18 protein-coding genes are annotated in these 16,401 nt (G+C 41.6%); 5 read left to right on the plus strand and 13 right to left on the minus strand.

Annotated features, from left to right (window positions below; all coding sequences use genetic code 11):
* Positions 1-45: 45 nt before the first annotated feature.
* Together HUZ36_RS17295 and HUZ36_RS17300 are read right to left on the minus strand one after the other, a co-directional pair.
* Positions 46-639 carry a YjaG family protein gene (locus tag HUZ36_RS17295; protein WP_125253259.1) on the minus strand — a complete coding sequence of 198 codons (594 nt, stop codon included), beginning with the start codon at positions 637-639 and terminating at the stop codon, positions 46-48.
* Positions 632-970: a putative signal transducing protein gene (locus HUZ36_RS17300; RefSeq protein ID WP_176033526.1), complete on the minus strand. Its 339-nt coding sequence runs from the start codon at positions 968-970 to the stop codon at positions 632-634. Before HUZ36_RS17300 ends, HUZ36_RS17295 begins: the two co-directional genes overlap by 8 nt.
* Before the next feature lie 104 nt (positions 971-1,074).
* Between HUZ36_RS17300 and HUZ36_RS17305 the strand changes: the two genes are divergently transcribed.
* The 3 genes from HUZ36_RS17305 to HUZ36_RS17315 all read left to right on the plus strand — a co-directional run bounded on the left by HUZ36_RS17305 (position 1,075) and on the right by HUZ36_RS17315 (position 4,066).
* On the plus strand, positions 1,075-1,473 hold the full coding sequence (locus HUZ36_RS17305) for a DUF2721 domain-containing protein (protein WP_125253261.1): 399 nt from the start codon (positions 1,075-1,077) through the stop codon (positions 1,471-1,473).
* A 58-nt stretch (positions 1,474-1,531) separates the two neighbouring features.
* Positions 1,532-3,055 (plus strand): DUF3369 domain-containing protein, encoded by a 1,524-nt coding sequence (locus tag HUZ36_RS17310; protein WP_176033527.1) that lies wholly within the window; start codon positions 1,532-1,534, stop codon positions 3,053-3,055.
* Between the two features lie 108 nt (positions 3,056-3,163).
* Positions 3,164-4,066: a LysR family transcriptional regulator gene (locus HUZ36_RS17315; protein WP_128730016.1), complete on the plus strand. Its 903-nt coding sequence runs from the start codon at positions 3,164-3,166 to the stop codon at positions 4,064-4,066.
* 335 nt (positions 4,067-4,401) lie between these two features.
* On the opposite strand, the gene ubiA is transcribed toward HUZ36_RS17315, so the two are convergent.
* Both ubiA and HUZ36_RS17325 read right to left on the minus strand, forming a co-directional pair.
* The gene (ubiA, locus tag HUZ36_RS17320) at positions 4,402-5,265 is read right to left on the minus strand and encodes a 4-hydroxybenzoate octaprenyltransferase (RefSeq protein ID WP_147390895.1); all 864 of its coding nucleotides are present in this window, start codon (positions 5,263-5,265) and stop codon (positions 4,402-4,404) included.
* Positions 5,258-5,782, minus strand: coding sequence for a chorismate--pyruvate lyase family protein (locus tag HUZ36_RS17325; RefSeq protein ID WP_241651564.1), 525 nt, complete (start codon positions 5,780-5,782; stop codon positions 5,258-5,260). Before HUZ36_RS17325 ends, ubiA begins: the two co-directional genes overlap by 8 nt.
* 157 nt (positions 5,783-5,939) lie before the next feature.
* Between HUZ36_RS17325 and HUZ36_RS17330 the strand changes: the two genes are divergently transcribed.
* A complete protein-coding gene (locus HUZ36_RS17330; RefSeq protein WP_128730013.1) occupies positions 5,940-6,335 on the plus strand; it encodes a flagellar basal body-associated protein FliL in 396 nt (131 codons plus the stop codon).
* Between the two features lie 260 nt (positions 6,336-6,595).
* Here the strand turns inward: HUZ36_RS17330 and glpG are convergent, their stop codons facing one another.
* From glpG to HUZ36_RS17360, 6 genes are all read right to left on the minus strand, one after another.
* The gene (gene glpG, locus HUZ36_RS17335; protein WP_176033528.1) at positions 6,596-7,420 is read right to left on the minus strand and encodes a rhomboid family intramembrane serine protease GlpG; all 825 of its coding nucleotides are present in this window, start codon (positions 7,418-7,420) and stop codon (positions 6,596-6,598) included.
* Positions 7,417-7,734, minus strand: coding sequence for a thiosulfate sulfurtransferase GlpE (gene glpE / locus HUZ36_RS17340; protein ID WP_125253268.1), 318 nt, complete (start codon positions 7,732-7,734; stop codon positions 7,417-7,419). Before glpE ends, glpG begins: the two co-directional genes overlap by 4 nt.
* A 111-nt stretch (positions 7,735-7,845) precedes the next feature.
* Entirely contained in the window at positions 7,846-8,871 is a 1,026-nt protein-coding gene (tdh, locus tag HUZ36_RS17345; protein WP_125253269.1) for an L-threonine 3-dehydrogenase, read from the minus strand.
* Between the two features lie 44 nt (positions 8,872-8,915).
* A complete protein-coding gene (locus HUZ36_RS17350; RefSeq protein WP_147390361.1) occupies positions 8,916-10,112 on the minus strand; it encodes a glycine C-acetyltransferase in 1,197 nt (398 codons plus the stop codon).
* Between the two features lie 221 nt (positions 10,113-10,333).
* Positions 10,334-10,885 carry a D-glycero-beta-D-manno-heptose 1,7-bisphosphate 7-phosphatase gene (gene gmhB / locus HUZ36_RS17355; protein WP_128730004.1) on the minus strand — a complete coding sequence of 184 codons (552 nt, stop codon included), beginning with the start codon at positions 10,883-10,885 and terminating at the stop codon, positions 10,334-10,336.
* Entirely contained in the window at positions 10,885-11,946 is a 1,062-nt protein-coding gene (locus HUZ36_RS17360; protein ID WP_147390360.1) for a glycosyltransferase family 9 protein, read from the minus strand. Before HUZ36_RS17360 ends, gmhB begins: the two co-directional genes overlap by 1 nt.
* 108 nt (positions 11,947-12,054) lie before the next feature.
* Between HUZ36_RS17360 and HUZ36_RS17365 the strand changes: the two genes are divergently transcribed.
* On the plus strand, positions 12,055-12,768 hold the full coding sequence (locus HUZ36_RS17365) for a 3-deoxy-D-manno-octulosonic acid kinase (RefSeq protein WP_147390359.1): 714 nt from the start codon (positions 12,055-12,057) through the stop codon (positions 12,766-12,768).
* Here HUZ36_RS17365 and hldE read toward each other — a convergent pair.
* From hldE to HUZ36_RS17380, 3 genes are read right to left on the minus strand one after another with little or no spacing between them, the layout of a single operon-like run.
* Positions 12,765-14,213, minus strand: a complete 1,449-nt coding sequence (gene hldE, locus HUZ36_RS17370; RefSeq protein ID WP_147390358.1) for a bifunctional D-glycero-beta-D-manno-heptose-7-phosphate kinase/D-glycero-beta-D-manno-heptose 1-phosphate adenylyltransferase HldE — start codon at positions 14,211-14,213, stop codon at positions 12,765-12,767. The genes HUZ36_RS17365 and hldE overlap by 4 nt on opposite strands.
* Positions 14,210-14,806, minus strand: a complete 597-nt coding sequence (locus tag HUZ36_RS17375; protein WP_128729999.1) for an SIS domain-containing protein — start codon at positions 14,804-14,806, stop codon at positions 14,210-14,212. The genes hldE and HUZ36_RS17375 overlap by 4 nt, the downstream gene beginning before the upstream one ends.
* A gap of 39 nt (positions 14,807-14,845) precedes the next feature.
* Positions 14,846-16,291 (minus strand): capsule assembly Wzi family protein, encoded by a 1,446-nt coding sequence (locus HUZ36_RS17380; RefSeq protein ID WP_176033529.1) that lies wholly within the window; start codon positions 16,289-16,291, stop codon positions 14,846-14,848.
* Between the last annotated feature and the right edge of the window lie 110 nt (positions 16,292-16,401).

Consider the following 16,401-nt stretch of genomic DNA (forward strand, 5'->3'; position numbering starts at 1 on the left):
CTTTCTCCAAACTCTTTACTGCAATCGCTGATTATACGAAATCAGTTACTCAAGTTCCAAACCTATATTAGTTTGTCCGTCAGCAAGAGCTAATTCCTTCAATGACTTCACTGAATCGCTGCTAATTCGCCCCATTTTCTCTACATGCTCAATAAGCTCTGCCAGTATTTCAATTTCGTATTGCATTTGTGGATGTTCGCGTATCAATTCATTTGTCGGTAATACATCCTCAGCCATCAACATAAACTCTATATATTTTGCTACTGTGGCTTGTGAGATTTTAGCGACACTAACAAACTCGTGTTCATCTTTAGCCATTAAGCCTTGCAACATGCCAAGCAGCGCTGTCGCAACATCAATCGCGGGATAGGTACCAAACATATCAAAGTCGCTCAGCTCAGGTACATTTGGCTCAACCTTTTCGACTAGCTTCTCCAAACTGATTTTACTTTTTGGGATCAGAATTTTTTCCCAGATCAAATTCAGCGTATTTCGTAAGACTTGCTCATCGCCAAAGCCTGTTGCTTCGCTAAAAAGCGAGTAATTAGGCAACATTCGCTCAATAATTGCAGCGCCTAACACTGCTTTTTGAAGATAATTTAACTCTCTAATACGTTGAAAGTTATTTGCTTTACTCATGCTTACTTCCACATTGCCAGCAGTATTCAAATGCCGGTCCATTTATTTCAGTACTATGATGACACTGCCAGTCGGCTTGTTTCACAGCACTGTGACGACGTAATTTGTTATAGTTTACCAATAATTTCTCAGCCTCGGGTAACTTTATTGCATAAACAAGCAGCTTGATTGCAGCCTGCTCTAAGGGGATCTCCCCCATAGCGCCAGATAAATGTTCACCTTGTAGGCGCACTTGAATATTCGCTTGCTCTAACATCCCTTTGAGCAAATGCGCTTCAACAAAATCAGTGGTCGAATACACCTGCTGCCAACGAAAAGATGCTACGCTCATATCGCTATACTCATGCTAAAACCTCACCCCACTTATTTGTTGCTTGATAAAATAGCTTATTATCATCACACTTAGTTACTCTGTTATTCAAAATTAGTACTATTATGACGTTAACCACACCTGGCTTGTTATTTCCGGCCATTTCACTACTACTGCTTGCTTACACCAACCGGTTTTTAGTACTAGCACAGCTTATTAGAGAATTAAATGCCAGAGAAGGCGATACCATAAGACCCTTAGTAAAAGCACAAATTGAAAATTTAAGAAAACGAATAAGACTGATAAGACGCATGCAAGTTTGGGGAGTAATTGCATTTTTATTATGTACACTATCAATGTTTGCGCTATTTCTTGAGGTGTCTTTACTGGGCGTCACGCTATTTGGAGCAAGCCTTTGCAGTTTAACGCTATCGCTTTTGTTATCTCTATATGAGATCCATATCTCGTGCGATGCAATAGAATTAGAATTGCGAAATATCGAGAAAAAGCCACAACAAGATTAGCACCATCAATACTGCCGACTATACTAACGTTGAGTCAGCATAAAAAGAGGAGCAATCTGTGAGCGGATTTTTGTTCTCAGATGAAGTGCCAGAAAGCCCTACAAACAATATCGTCGATACCTATTGGGATATACTCGTGGTAGATGATGAAGAGGATATTCATCAAGTCACAAAGTTAGTATTATCTGGCTTTAAATTTGAAGATAAAGCACTTCGTTTTCATCACGCTTACTCTGCACAAGAAGCAAAAGAAATTTTGGCATCACAACAAAACATTTCAGTAGGGCTGATAGATGTTGTGATGGAAAGCAACCATGCCGGGTTAGACCTGATCAGGTATATCCGTAATGACTTAGAGAACTTTGATATCCGACTCGTTTTACGGACGGGGCAACCTGGCGAAGCACCTGAAGAGTCAGTGATCCGAGATTATGATATTAATGACTACAAAAATAAAACCGAGCTAACTGCTGTTAAGTTAAAAACACTACTTTATTCTGCTTTAAGAGCACATAGGGATATTCAAACTATAGAAAAGCATAAAATGGGACTTGAACGCATTATTGATGCGTCATCCAATTTTTTACAGTGTAGCAATATTCAAGATTTTGCATCAACCATATTATCTCATGTATCCGCAGTAATGGGATTATCAGACTCAGAAATTTATTGTGCCGCAGCCGTTAACCACCAAGCGAATGCCCCGACAAAATTTAAGTTATTGGCCGCGTCCGGTGAGGGGGTTGAACCACACAATGGATCAATACCTGATAATGTACAAAAGCTCTTTGTAAAAATACATAACAACAAAACTTCACTCAAAACGCGTAATGAATATATAGGTTACTTTCCCTCTCAAGAGGGTAACGAAACAATGATTTATGTGAGTAAAGAAAGTGACTTACATACAATGGACTTTCAGTTACTAGAGTTCTTTGCTAACAATATCGCACTGGCTTACGACAATCTGAAATTGCGCGAGACCGTTAAAGATTCTCAAAAAGAGCTTTCTTATATTCTTGGCGAAGCAGTGGAAAAGCGCTCTAAGGAAACCGGCTCACATGTCAAACGAGTCGCACATTATAGTATGTTGTTGGGGCAGCTATATGGGCTCTCTCATTACCACGCTGAAATCATTAAACTCGCCTCTCCCCTACATGACATTGGTAAAATTAGCATACCTGATCACATACTCAATAAACCTGGAAAGCTTACCGATGAAGAATGGTTAATAATGCAGACCCACGCCCAGCAAGGCTACGAAATCTTGAAAAATTCAACAAATGAGATTTTGCAATGTGGTGCACTAATTGCACATCAGCATCACGAAAAATGGGATGGTTCTGGGTACCCACAAGGGCTAAAAGGTGAACAAATTAACATTGTTGGCAGGATCACGGCATTGGCTGATGTGTTTGATGCATTGGGCAGCGAACGCTGCTACAAGCCAGCTTGGCCGCTCGAGAAAATAATTGAGTTAGTCAACAATGAAAAAGGAAAACAATTTGATCCCAAGTTGGTTGACCTTTTTCTAAATAATCTGGAACAATTTATTGAGATACGTGATAGGTATCCTGACTAACTTTGTAATCAGAATGTAAAAACTTCACTTTCCTTTTCCCGTTTTGTGTATTATTATTGGGAAAAGACGTAATAAATGTGTTTTAGTTGAAATTAAAAGGAATTTCACATGAGATTTGAACAACTCGAGCAGTTCGTTGCATTAGGCAATTTAAGACATTTTAGACAAGCTGCGGAACAAACCCAGATCAGTACCTCAGCCTTAACGAGGAGCATCCAAACTCTTGAAGATGAGATAGGGTGTGAACTTGTGAAGCGCTCCACTCGCTCCGTCAAGTTGACCGAACAAGGTGAACTCTTCTTAAAATATTGTAAAACGACGCTTTCAGAATTGGAGTTGACCAAGAAAACGATTAAGCAAAGTTTATTTGGTCGTGACAACCAAAAGTTAATTATTGGTTACACAAACCAAGCAAGCAGTATTGTCCCGGTTTCTTGTGGTCAGTTTCTAGCGCAATACCCTAACGTCAAAATTGAAATGCAATTGCAAGACGAGCTAGAGCTCACTCGTAAGCTACAACTTGGTGAAATTGACATCAGTGTATACCTTCAAAGCGCTAACAGCATCGTGAGTGACATACATTTACCAGATCAGTTAGTTCTATTTGTTTCTAGAAGTCATCCACTTGCTAATCAAGATAGTATTCGTAAAGCAGAGTTAACTCAGTATCCAATGTACGGCTGTTTTTCTCAGTCGAAACAAGTACAAAGCATGCTAAATGAAGCTGTTGAGTCGCTGAATAAATCGACTGGGGTGAAAATAGGTAGTATTGAGCAAGTTATTGCTGGCCTGAAAACAAGCAATAGTTTCGCTATCGCGAGTATTGAACATTCAAAATCGATAGCACAAGACCCAAATCTAGTGTTACTGAAGACAAATAAGGCATTAGATAGGGAGCAATTGATCGTACAAACTAATCACCAAATTGGTACCAACGATCATATTAATCATTTGCTTGAATTGATTGAAGATGCTGCATCCTCAAAGAGTAAGCAAACAATCACTTACTAATAAGTATTTAATCTTAAACTTGAATAAGAGGTGGGCTAGCTTGTTTTTAAGTCCATCTTGGATGATTTCTCAATCTATAGCTGTCACGCGATAGACGCGCATTACCTATCCATATTTCAAGTTTTTTAATCTAATGAATACTTGAGCTAGGGTGAGCCAAATTACTTTGTTTAAAGCTCGCCCTTAATTGCCCTTTGTATAGGTTAAGCGTGTTTAAGAAACCACCTCCCCCACTTTATGCTTTCAAAGAGCCAACGCCCTACCCGCCAAAACTGACAGAGAAAAGATAGCCATTAGTAAAAACCTACCTTCCACTGCTCACTCATATTAGCGCTCTACAGTGGCATAAAACCAAAGACGACACCTGCAAAAATAGCTAATCCAACATAGTTGTTATTAAGAAAGGCCCAAAAACACGCATCACGCTCTCGATTTCTTATCACATATAGCTGCCTAATTAGCAACGCGATAGCAACGCTTAAACCAAGCCAAAATAAGTAATTCAATTCATATGCGTAACCAATCGCAGCCATTATTGCTATAAAAAGTACGTTTAACATAGCAATGATATGTCTGTCCCATTGACCAAATAGAATAGCTGTAGACTTAACGCCAATTTTTACATCATCATCCCTATCTACCATTGCATACATAGTGTCATACGCGACAGTCCAAATTAGGTTAGCAGCGAAAAGTATCCAAGCAAGCACAGGGACGTGCTCATTAGCAGCCATGAAGGTCATTGGGATCCCCCAACTAAATGCAGCACCGAGAACAAATTGTGGCAAATTTGTATAGCGCTTCATCAGCGGATAAACCGACGCTAATGCTAAGGCACCCAAAGATAGCGCGACCGTTTGCCAATTAAGCAATAAAACAAGTGCAAAAGCTAACACAATCAATACAAAAAATAGTGATAACGCTTCTTTACTTGTGACAGCGCCTGTTGCAAGCGGTCTTTGTGACGTCCGCTTGACCGCACCATCCACCTTGCGATCCGCAAAGTCATTAATCACGCAACCGGCGCTACGCATGATAAAAACGCCGAGTGCAAAAATCACAATTAAAGACAGCGTAGGAACACCTTCGGCAGCAAACCATAACGACCATAATGTTGGCCATAGTAAAAGGAGCGTACCAATGGGTTTATCCAAGCGCATTAGCTGGCTGTACGCTTGCCACTTTTGTTTATTAATCATAAAAACTTTCCGATATAAACACTTCGCAAACTAGAATTTTGGCGTTGCCATTTTTAAACCAGCTCTTTCTGGCAAAAAGCTCGGTTGGGGAAGAGAGCGAAGCTCCCATTAAGCCAGCCAGTGATAAATACTCAGATGCTCTAAGTCGTATGTATTCAAGTTCACCTCTGTGCCAGTTTAAGTCCGAAAAAAGGATTTCTCCCAACGGGGTATCTCCTATCAGGTGGACGCCAGTATTACAAGCTTGTTCGTTAAGCCAACTTTGACCATATATTGCCGCTCTACCGTTGCAATTAAGTGTGACTTCACGGCACCAAGCGACGCTTGAAAGATCAGCTTTCAACGTATCTGGCACATCTTTTAATTCATCACTCAAAACTGAAACAGAAAAGCTATCACAGCTACTTTTTAGCTTTGCAGTAAGCGAATGGGTTTCATATAAGTAAGGTGCCAATGCAGCCTCTACATTCACTAACTGAGTATTTTTATGCCAAGGAAGTTCTAAAGGTAATTGCAAAAGCAATGTTCTATATCCATTTTAAAAATTCGCCGCCATCATAGCAGAGCGAGCGCTATCTAAAAAGTTTATGTTTGTGTACAAGCCAGCTGTAAAAGCAACGCAATTATGTATAAACTAAGTAAAAAGTAATTTGCACTAGGATACCTAACCAAATATGAGATTGTTAGCTGTTGTACTTACTGTATGCTTAGCACTATCTGCGGCTTTCCCCGCTAAAGCGGACTCGAATATTGGGTATTTTGGGTTTGAGCCAGATATTATTACTAACTATATCGGCCAATCTAATAAGAAGCTGGGCTATGTTCGTGTTACAGTGGATCTGATGCTGAATGATGTGTCGAATATTGCAGTTGTTGAGCACCACACCCCCCTACTCAGAGATGCAATAGTTCAAATATTAAGTAAAGAGAATGAAGAAACGGTCAAATCATTAACAGGTCGAGAAGAAATCAGAAAGCGTTGTGCCGAGAAGTTAAAAACCCTATTAAAAGAAGAAACTGGACAAGAAATTGTCCGTGATGTGCTATTTACTAAGTACTTGTATCACTGATTTTAATACCAATTTGCTTACTTAAGTGGTCCATTTTGAGGCGGGAAAATCTTGTCGATAACTAGGCAAAAATTTAGTTGTCCTAAATGTGAAATTTTTAACACTGTTAGCGTCAGATTTACTCCTCTAAATTGAGCAAGTATTAAGTCAAATTGGTATAAGCTACAAAGTCAATAAGGAAGCGTCGGCATTAACGCTTCCATGTAAGACACGCTCAATGCTATTACATGCCCCTCATAACACAAGAAGACCGCACCTTTTTATGCTTCCCTTTTATCTTGATTATTCGGCCAGCACGCGGCAATAAACATACCTGATAACAAACCAAACAAATGAGCCCAATTAGCCATACTAATGAAAAATGTATCGGTGAAGCCAAACAACATCCACAGCAGCATAAAACCAACAATTGGTTTGGATACTAATGGTAGTTGTTGCGGGTTTTTATGACCAATAATCCAGCAAAAGCCTAGTAACCCATAAACCACACCACTTAAACCACCAAAGTTAGCATCTACAAATACAAACTGCATAAAGTTACTGGTAGTACCTGTCACAAAATAAATACAGATTAAAGACCAAAGTCCAAAACGTTTGCTAACTTGAGCGCCAAGGTGTAACCACCAGCTTAAATTAAAAATGAGATGTATTGCACTAAAGTGGATCAGCGTAGGAGTTATCCAAGCCCATGGTTTATCCAAAGAAAAGCGAAATAATGAAAAGATATGGTTAGCATCACCAAACAGCATAGTGATGAACACTATGATACTGACAGCAAATACCCCTTGAAGTAACCAGTTCAGAGTTAAAAAACGCTGGACTAGGTTAAGCTTTTGTCCTTGATAATTAAATAGCCCTGCAGTACTGCCCGTTTGCCAAGACGCGGCTTGATACCGTTTAGCCTCAGGGTTGGCTATAAATTGCTGCCATAAATATATCGCTTGCTGCTCATCGCCACGCTCAAGCCACACTTCAACTTGTTGCCCATCATGACTACGTAAAATACACTCAATCCCCTGAGTCTTTATATAGTCAACAGCCCCTTGAGCAAGTCGAGGGTTGTGATAATGGGCAATTAATTTCACTTTTCGATCTCGTTAGGCAGTTCACTTGCCCACTGTGTGAAGCCACCGTCCATGCTATAGACTTCCTCAAAACCTTGTTCTACCAAATAGTTTGCAGCGCCTTGTGATGAAATGCCATGGTAACAAACCACTATTATTGGCTGATCGAACTCTTTTTCCTGCATAAAGTGTGCAAGGTTGGCATTTGATAAATGCTCAGAGCCAGGAATATGCCCCTGAGTAAAAGTGTTTTCATCGCGTATATCTGCAATAACCACTTCTTCATTACTTAAGAGTGCATGTGTGTCTGCTACTGAAATATGTTTAAAGGACATGTGCTACCTATTTTAATACCTAAAAAGTAAAAGACGACTAAACCCAATGTGGGCTTAGCCGTCTTTGTATTATAACTGCTCATTGATGCTGGGAGCAAAGGTCAACAGACCCTAATCCCAGTTCAAAATAACTTTACCCGATTGGCCAGAAATCATCGTATCAAAGCCTGTTTGGTATTCATCAATGTGGAATTGATGTGTGATAATTGGGTCAAGGTTCAAGCCAGATTGGATCAAACTTGCCATTTTATACCAAGTTTCGAACATTTCACGACCATAGATACCCTTGATAACCAAGCCTTTGAAAATCACTTGATTCCAATCTACAGCCATATCCGAAGGTGGAATACCTAACATGGCAATTTTACCACCGTGGTTCATGCTATTTAGCATACCTTTAAAAGCAGAAGGCACCCCCGACATTTCAAGACCCACATCAAAGCCCTCGGTCATACCAAGGTCTTTCATTACTGTCTCTAAGCTTTCATTGGCAACATTTACTGCCCTTGTCGCTCCCATCTTAGTTGCAAGCTCAAGGCGGTATTCGTTTACATCGGTGATCACCACATGACGCGCGCCAACATGTTTAGCAACCGCGGCGGCCATAATTCCTATTGGGCCAGCACCTGTAATTAATACGTCTTCACCCACTAAGTCAAATGACAATGCCGTGTGTACTGCATTACCGAATGGGTCAAAGATAGACGCTAGCTCGTCAGAGATATTGTCTGGGATTTTAAACGCATTATAAGCAGGAATAACGAGATACTCCGCAAATGACCCTTCGCGGTTTACGCCTACCCCAATAGTATTTCGGCATAGGTGTACACGTCCTGCACGACAGTTGCGACAATGGCCACAGGTAATATGGCCTTCGCCAGATACCCGGTCGCCAATGCTAAAACCTCGCACTTCTTGTCCCATATCGACGACTTCACCAACATATTCATGACCAACTACCATTGGAGTTGGAATCGTATTTTGCGCCCACTCATCCCACTTATAGATGTGTACATCGGTACCACAAATGGCCGTTTTACGGATTTTGATCAAAAGATCATTGTGCCCAACTTCTGGTTTTGGCACATCCGTCATCCAAATTCCTTCTTCTGCTTTCAACTTGGATAATGCTTTCATAGTATTCGCTCGTTAGCTGCCCCAATTAAAAACTGGGTGCAAAATTAAATTACGCCTAAGTCTTTACCGATACGGGTGAAGGCTTCGATTGCTTTGTTTAGCTGCTCAGTGGTGTGTGCAGCTGAAATTTGTGTACGGATCCTTGCCTGACCTTTAGGTACTACTGGATACGAAAACCCGATAACATAAATACCTTCATTTAATAATCTGTCAGCCATTTCTGACGCTACTTTTGCATCTCCTAGCATAACTGGAATAATGGCATGATCCTTACCTGCACAAGTGAACCCAGCAGCTTCCATTTTGGTGCGGAAGTAAGCGGCATTATCCCAGAGTTTAGCACGCAGAGCGTCGCCCTCTTTCATCATATCTAATACTTTGATTGAAGCGGTAACGATTGAAGGAGCTAAAGAGTTTGAGAATAAATAAGGACGTGAGCGTTGACGTAGCCACTCTACGATTTCTTTTTTACCTGAGGTGTAACCGCCAGACGCGCCACCAAGCGCTTTACCAAGTGTTCCAGTAATAATATCTACTCGGTCTAGAACACCACAGTACTCAGGAGTACCACGACCATTTTCACCTACAAAACCGACAGCATGCGAGTCATCAACCATCACAAGTGCATTGTATTTATCAGCTAAGTCACAAACAGCTTCTAAATCACAGATAACCCCATCCATTGAAAAAACACCATCTGTCGCGATGAGTTTCGTTTTTGCACCAGCAGCATCCGCAGCAATAAGTTGCTGCTCTAAATCTGCCATATCATTATTAGCGTAGCGGAAGCGTTTAGCTTTACAAAGGCGAACACCATCAATGATTGAGGCATGATTCAGTGAATCTGAAATAATAGCGTCTTCAGGGCCTAAGATGGTTTCAAATAAACCCGCATTGGCGTCAAAACATGAAGAATAAAGGATCGTGTCTTCTGTTTTTAGAAATTCGCTGATCTTCGCTTCAAGCGTTTTATGAATATCTTGTGTACCACAGATAAAGCGCACAGAAGCAACACCAAAACCATGATCTTCTAGGCCGTGTTGTGCCGCTTTGATAAGCTCTGGGTGGTTAGCTAGGCCAAGGTAATTATTTGCACAAAAGTTAATAACACTTTCGCCTGTAGATACCGCGATCTCAGCTTGTTGCTGTGAAGTAATAACACGCTCTTTTTTATATAATCCTTCAGCTTTTACTTCTTCAATTTGTTGCTGAAGCTGGCTGTAGAAGGCCGATGCTCTCATCTGGGAGTCTCCATTATTTGCACGGTGATAGTCAATTGTATACTGCTTGTACAGAATAGTGCTTAACTATCAGAAATTTACGCTTGAATGCTGTTATTAACGCCTTCAAGTTTTTGGCAAGCAGCAGCCAGTGTATGGCAGCTACTCAAAAGATACCTGTATTTTAAAAGGTTCACACAATAAATGCACGATTTGCGACGGTTAGCAGCAAAGTTTCTTTACTATAAGATAGATAATGCTTGCGGCACTGATCCCAACGATTTGCACACATAATCAGCTAACTGTTTTTGCGTATCAGTGAAGCGCTGTCCTGATTCGACTAACACTGTGGTAGCCAGCCCAGCAGCATGGGCAGCTTGAATATCTGAAACTTTATCTCCTACCATGATACTTTGTGCTGGATCTAAATTATGCTCTGCAATCGCTTGATGCAACATCCCAGGCTCTGGCTTCCTGCAACTACACTCAACGTTATAAGGTGCGTTGGCTTTCTCAGGGTGATGAGGGCAAAAGTACACCCCTGTGATTTCTATACCACGAGCCATAAATTGTGCACACATCCAATCACTTAATAGGTGAAACTGTGCTTCATCATAATAACCTCTGCCAATACCCGACTGGTTGGTCACTACTACGATTTTATAACCGGCTTGAACAAACTGTTTGCACGCATCGAATACTCCATCGATAAATTCAAAATCGGCGATTTGATGCACATACGCATGATCTTTGTTAATCACACCGTCTCTATCTAAAAAGATTGCTTTGTGCATTATGAATTAAGCTCCTGCTCTTTAACCACGCGGTCGAACATTGCGATAACGTCTGCCACTTCTATCTGCGACATTAACTCGCGCCCTTTTACACGAGTCCCCCAAGGTAATTCATCAGCAGTTTTCCCTTTTTGCGCCACTAAGTTTTTGTGATAAACCTCAACCACATAATCTTGGTACAAGTAAGGGCCTGTTCGCTTGGGGTTTGAATGTGCATACAAACCAATAACGGGAGTATTTACAGTCACAGCCATATGTGCAGGGCCTGTATCTGGCGCTAACACTACATCGGCTTGATCAAGTATACATAAGAGCGTTTTTAAGTCTGTTTTCCCAACAAGATTTAACAGTGCAGATTGAGTATGCTTTTGAATGTCAGCTGCTAAGTTCTGTTCCAGCTCGGTAGGCCCACCAGTTATAACGACGTTGAAGCCGCTTTTCATTGCATGATCTGCAAGCGCAGCATACCGTTCAGGTAACCAGTTGCGCTCGGCTTTACTCGCTGCAGGTGAAATAACAAAGATTTTCCCCTCTGGCAGTAATGCTTTGGCAGACGCTTTATGATCATCGGTGACAGGCATATTCCAGCTTGGTTTCGCGCACTCAGCACCGATTGCACGAGCAAAATTTTGAAAGCCCTCTAACACATGAGGCGACTGTTGTGCAGCGATACGTTTATTAATAAACAAACTATGAAGCTCTTTTGAGCGCCCCTTATCAAATCCAATTTTTTGCTTTGCAGGGATAACACGAGCAACGAGGTTCGCTCTTAATGCAACTTGCATATGTAGCAAAACATCAAATTTTTGTCCTTTAAACTTCGCTTTCAAAGCTTTGAGCGCAGCTTTCCCCTGTTTTTTGTCAAATACCACCAACTCAACACCAGGTAAACCGGCTAGCAACATGGCTTCTACCTTTCCTATTACCCAGGTAATTTTAGCCTGTGGGTGCGCTCGTTGAATTGCTTGCACCGCGCTAACAGCATGGCAAACATCACCAATCGCTGACAGTCGCAAAATACAAATAGAGGATAAGGAGTTGCTCAAAATATTTGCTCTCATGGAAAGTTATAGGCGCTTGATCTTAAATTAATCAAACAAGTTTGCAAGTTTCACTGACCGAGAAAAGTCGTTAGAATAAAACAATTAGTCACCAAGAACTCTGACACTGTGCAAATCTCTAAGCAATCACATTATTTTTTACTTACCCCCACTCACTCTGCGTTGACGGTGTCAGCAGAAATGTTTGAACCGGAATATTGGCAAAAAAATAATGCGATTGTCGGCTCTAAACAAGGTAGAGCGACCGCTTGGTTTGTAAAACTTCATGATAAGGTTGTCGTGCTCAAGCATTATTATCGTGGTGGCTTAATTGGTAAATTACTAAGCGACCAGTATTTGTTTTTTGGTTTGAAAGATACCCGAGTATATCAAGAGTTTGAATTACTTGAGCACCTAAAACAACAGGACTTACCTGTGCCCGCACCAATCGCAGCTAGAGTCTCAGCTAGGTTTGGTGTTTACCGTGGAGATATCATCACTGAAGCGGTAGAAGATGCGATTAGTGTTTGTGAAATTCTACAATCCCGCGCTCTTCAAAACATCGAATTAGAGAAAATAGGTCAAACAATCGCTAAATTTCATCAAGCAGGTGCGTACCATGATGATTTAAATATCAACAATATTTTGTTTAGCGGTGATGGCGAAGTCTTTCTCATTGACTTTGATAAAGGTAAAATTCTGGCACCGGCAACGCCATGGCAACAGGCAAATATCGAACGCTTGCAGCGCTCTTTTAAAAAAGAGGCCGGCAAATGGCCGACCTTTCATTTTGACGATAATCAGTGGCAAGCACTGCTTCAAGCGTACCGCACGTCAGTTTAACTTTTTTGCAGCTGTGCTTTTTTAATCACGTTCGAAGTCGAGCATCCATCCAGAAATGGCAACACCTCGACTTTACCGCCTTGATTAAGAACATGCCCAGCTCCTGCAATATCTTCTACTTTGTAATCACCCCCTTTGACTAAAATGTCGGGACTGATCATCTCTATGAGCTTAGCTGGCGTATCATTTTCTTCGATACTGCCAAATGGGATAACCCAATCTACCGAGGCGAGGGCTGACAGCACCATAGCGCGCTCCTGTAGCGGGTTTATTGGACGCTCAGGCCCTTTTAGACGAGCTATAGACTCATCGTTATTCAGACCGACAACCAATCTGTCACCCATTGCTTTTGCTTGTGCTAAGTAACGAACGTGTCCGGCATGGAGAATATCAAAGCAACCATTGGTGAAAACAATCGTTTCACCATTTTGTTTCGCAAAAGAAATATGCTTCAACACTTCCTCAAATGGTGTTTGGTAATGTTCGCCTGTTTCGCGTAGATATTGACCTAGCTTGCGGCTTAGCTCTTCTGGTGACACTGTCGCAGCCCCAAGCTTACTCACGGCAATCCCCGCTGCAATATTCGCCACTTCTACCGCATCTTTAGCTGGCATACCAGCCCCAAGCATAGTCGTGAGTGTGGCGATCACCGTGTCACCCGCGCCCGTTACATCACTTACTTCTTGCACTTGAGCTGGAAAGTCATGCTTCTGCGTTGCTGTGATCAAAGACATGCCCTGCTCTGAACGCGTCAGTAACATCGCACCAATCCCAGCCGTTTTAAGCAACTTACGGGCACTTGAGGTTAATGCATCTTCTGAGCTTGCATCGCCGCCAGCTAACTTAAATTCGTTTAAATTGGGTGTTATAAAGTCAGCGCCTTGATATAGGCTTAAGTCACTATTTTTGGGATCAATAAGCACAGTTTTACCTGCAGCTTTTGCTACTGCTATCATCTCTGAAATAGCGGATAATGCGCCTTTGTTATAATCACTGAACAGAACGAAGTCGTAGTTGTCGATTTCTTGTTTTAAGCGCGCAAGCAATAATTGGCTATGTGACAACTGAAAAGGTTCTTCCAAATCTAGTCTCACCACCTGTTGATGACGGCTAATCACGCGCATTTTGGCAATCGTTGGACACTCAATCACACTGACCAAACTCGATGCTATGTTGTCCTGTTTTAGAATAGCTTCTAGCGTCTTACCATTGTCATCTTCACCAATGAGTCCAAGTAATCCAACCTTGCCATCAAGGTGGGCGATATTTTTCGCAACGTTTGCAGCGCCGCCCGCCTTATCTTCCAACGCACTCACTTTAACCACCGGTACCGGTGCTTCAGGAGATATTCGGCCTGTATCTCCATGCCAATAACGGTCAAGCATCACATCGCCTACGACTAACACGCTGGCTTGGTTAAGTTGTTGTAGTGCCGCTAGGTTCATGCTTGTTGCTCCGCTTCAACTAGCATATCTACAGCTTCACACAGCCAATGACCAATGAACATATGTGCCTCTTGAATACGTGCAGTTTCATCATTAGTGATAATGATAGGTAACTTAGCGATATCCTTCACTTTGCCACCGGTTCGACCGGTTAGCGCAACAGTATAAGCACCTATATCATTGGCCGCTTGTAGCGCTAAATTAATATTTGGACTGGTGCCTGAAGTGGTTAAGCCAATCACCATATCTTCCGGCTTACACAATGCTTGTACCTGACGCTCAAATACCGAGTCAAAATGGTAGTCATTACTATGTGCGGTAAGAATAGACGTATCTGTAGTTAAGGCAATTGATGCTAAAGGTCCACGCTCAAGTTTATAACGCACGACAAACTCCGCCGCCAGGTGCTGTGCATCCGCAGCGCTACCACCATTACCAAACCATATAACCTTTCCTCCGGCTGCCAATGTACTCTGGCATGCTTCTAGTAATGCTATACATTCTTGATGGTAGTTAGCCATAGTTTCGAACACGTCGACATGACGCTGTAAACTCGCTAAGTAACTTTGTGCTACTCGTTCATTCAATGACATATTTTTTCCTAAACTCTTCTTTGCTCAGCCCGTGTATACCTACCAGTATACATGTACTGATAACCAAGTGTAATTCTCACCAAAGACATCTTTACCTAAGGTTAATTTGGTTTCGATTTGCTTATTGTATGCTTCACCGATGTGGGCAAGTTCTAGTTCATACCCTCGCTCATACTCAGCTCCTGTTTCACCTAGCTCATTAAAATAATTGCTTTCATTATCAATCACAGAAAGCTTAGCACGCCACAGTGAGCTATAGTCGGCTTGATAGGTACCTTCTAAAACATGAACTTGAGTGGGTGCACCATCATCAAACTGGCGATGATTACCTGCAAAGTGACCGACAACGAAACCATCAATACTATTTCCCTGTGTTTCGTATATTTCATTCACATACCATAGACTTTCCATGTCGGTATATTCATACCGTAACGAAGTGGTGGATGTTAGTTGTGGCAAATACACGCCAAAGCTAGTCGCAGTGTTACCAAATAAGTAGTTTTTGTGGTTGTTTGTATCCTCACCACCATACTCTAAATACCACTGCGCTCGCGTGCCATAATTGGTAGTAAAGCTTGTCGTAATTGTGGCCCACTGATCTCCAAGCTCATCGTCTTGTGTTAAATCATCGGTTTTATTATCACTTCCTGCTGGGTCTATATACGCTTTTATAAAATCCTTAAAGTCGACCTTTCTAGGGCCGCCACCAAATTGCAAAACACGATTTAGCCCTATTTTCCAACCATCAATCGGCTCTATACTAAAGTGAGTACCCGCTACTTTTGGCGTTCCATCATGCAAGGTACCTTGGTATTTAATCCCCTTATCGACACTTTCTAGTTCCGAGTAAAACAGCTCAAAATCAAAATTCCACCAATTTTTTATTGGTACAACCAGCCCTAGAGAGACTGACAGTGGTGGTTTTGCATTATTTGAGTAAACCTGTGCTGAGTGTTTAAATGGCGAGAACCAATGTTCTTTGTAACCTAAATTCAGTTGTAAGTTACCAAAAGACATACCGTAAAAAGTATTGTATGCCACCAGCTTGTTTGCTTCTGCTCGATACTCAGCGCCAATTTGCAAAATACTCGAGTCGCTTCCGCGCCAAACTCCAGCTATGCCTAGCTCAGCATATTCGCCACTCATGTTCCCTCTATCATTGGCAATTTGCTGCTCTTCACCACTATCTACTCGCAGTGTAATAGACTTTTGAGTGATCCCATCATCTTGCAGATACGGTGCAATACCTTGGCTAATACTGTGTTGTAAGGCCGGATCTATGTGCCTTAATTGCAGCAAATTCATCTGGATCTCACTAATGCGGTAAGGCTTTGCCATAGGTGTTCCTACCGTCATTGCAAACATTTTGTCTATTTGGTATTCCAAAAGTGGGTCTTGACCAATTGGCAAATAAGCCGTAGGACTTGCTACAACCAGACTTGAAGCAAATATCCCACAACAAGCAAGTACTTGAGCTAAATTCATTTTTGTCATTCCATTACATTTAATAGATTAAATATTACCAAACCAAAGGCACAGAGGCATCTGTTGAACTGTGTAAAATTGTGTTGTTCATTCTAATTTAGGTGAGAACA

It is taken from the genome of Pseudoalteromonas sp. McH1-7 (assembly GCF_013366255.1).
Taxonomy (GTDB): domain Bacteria; phylum Pseudomonadota; class Gammaproteobacteria; order Enterobacterales; family Alteromonadaceae; genus Pseudoalteromonas; species Pseudoalteromonas peptidolytica.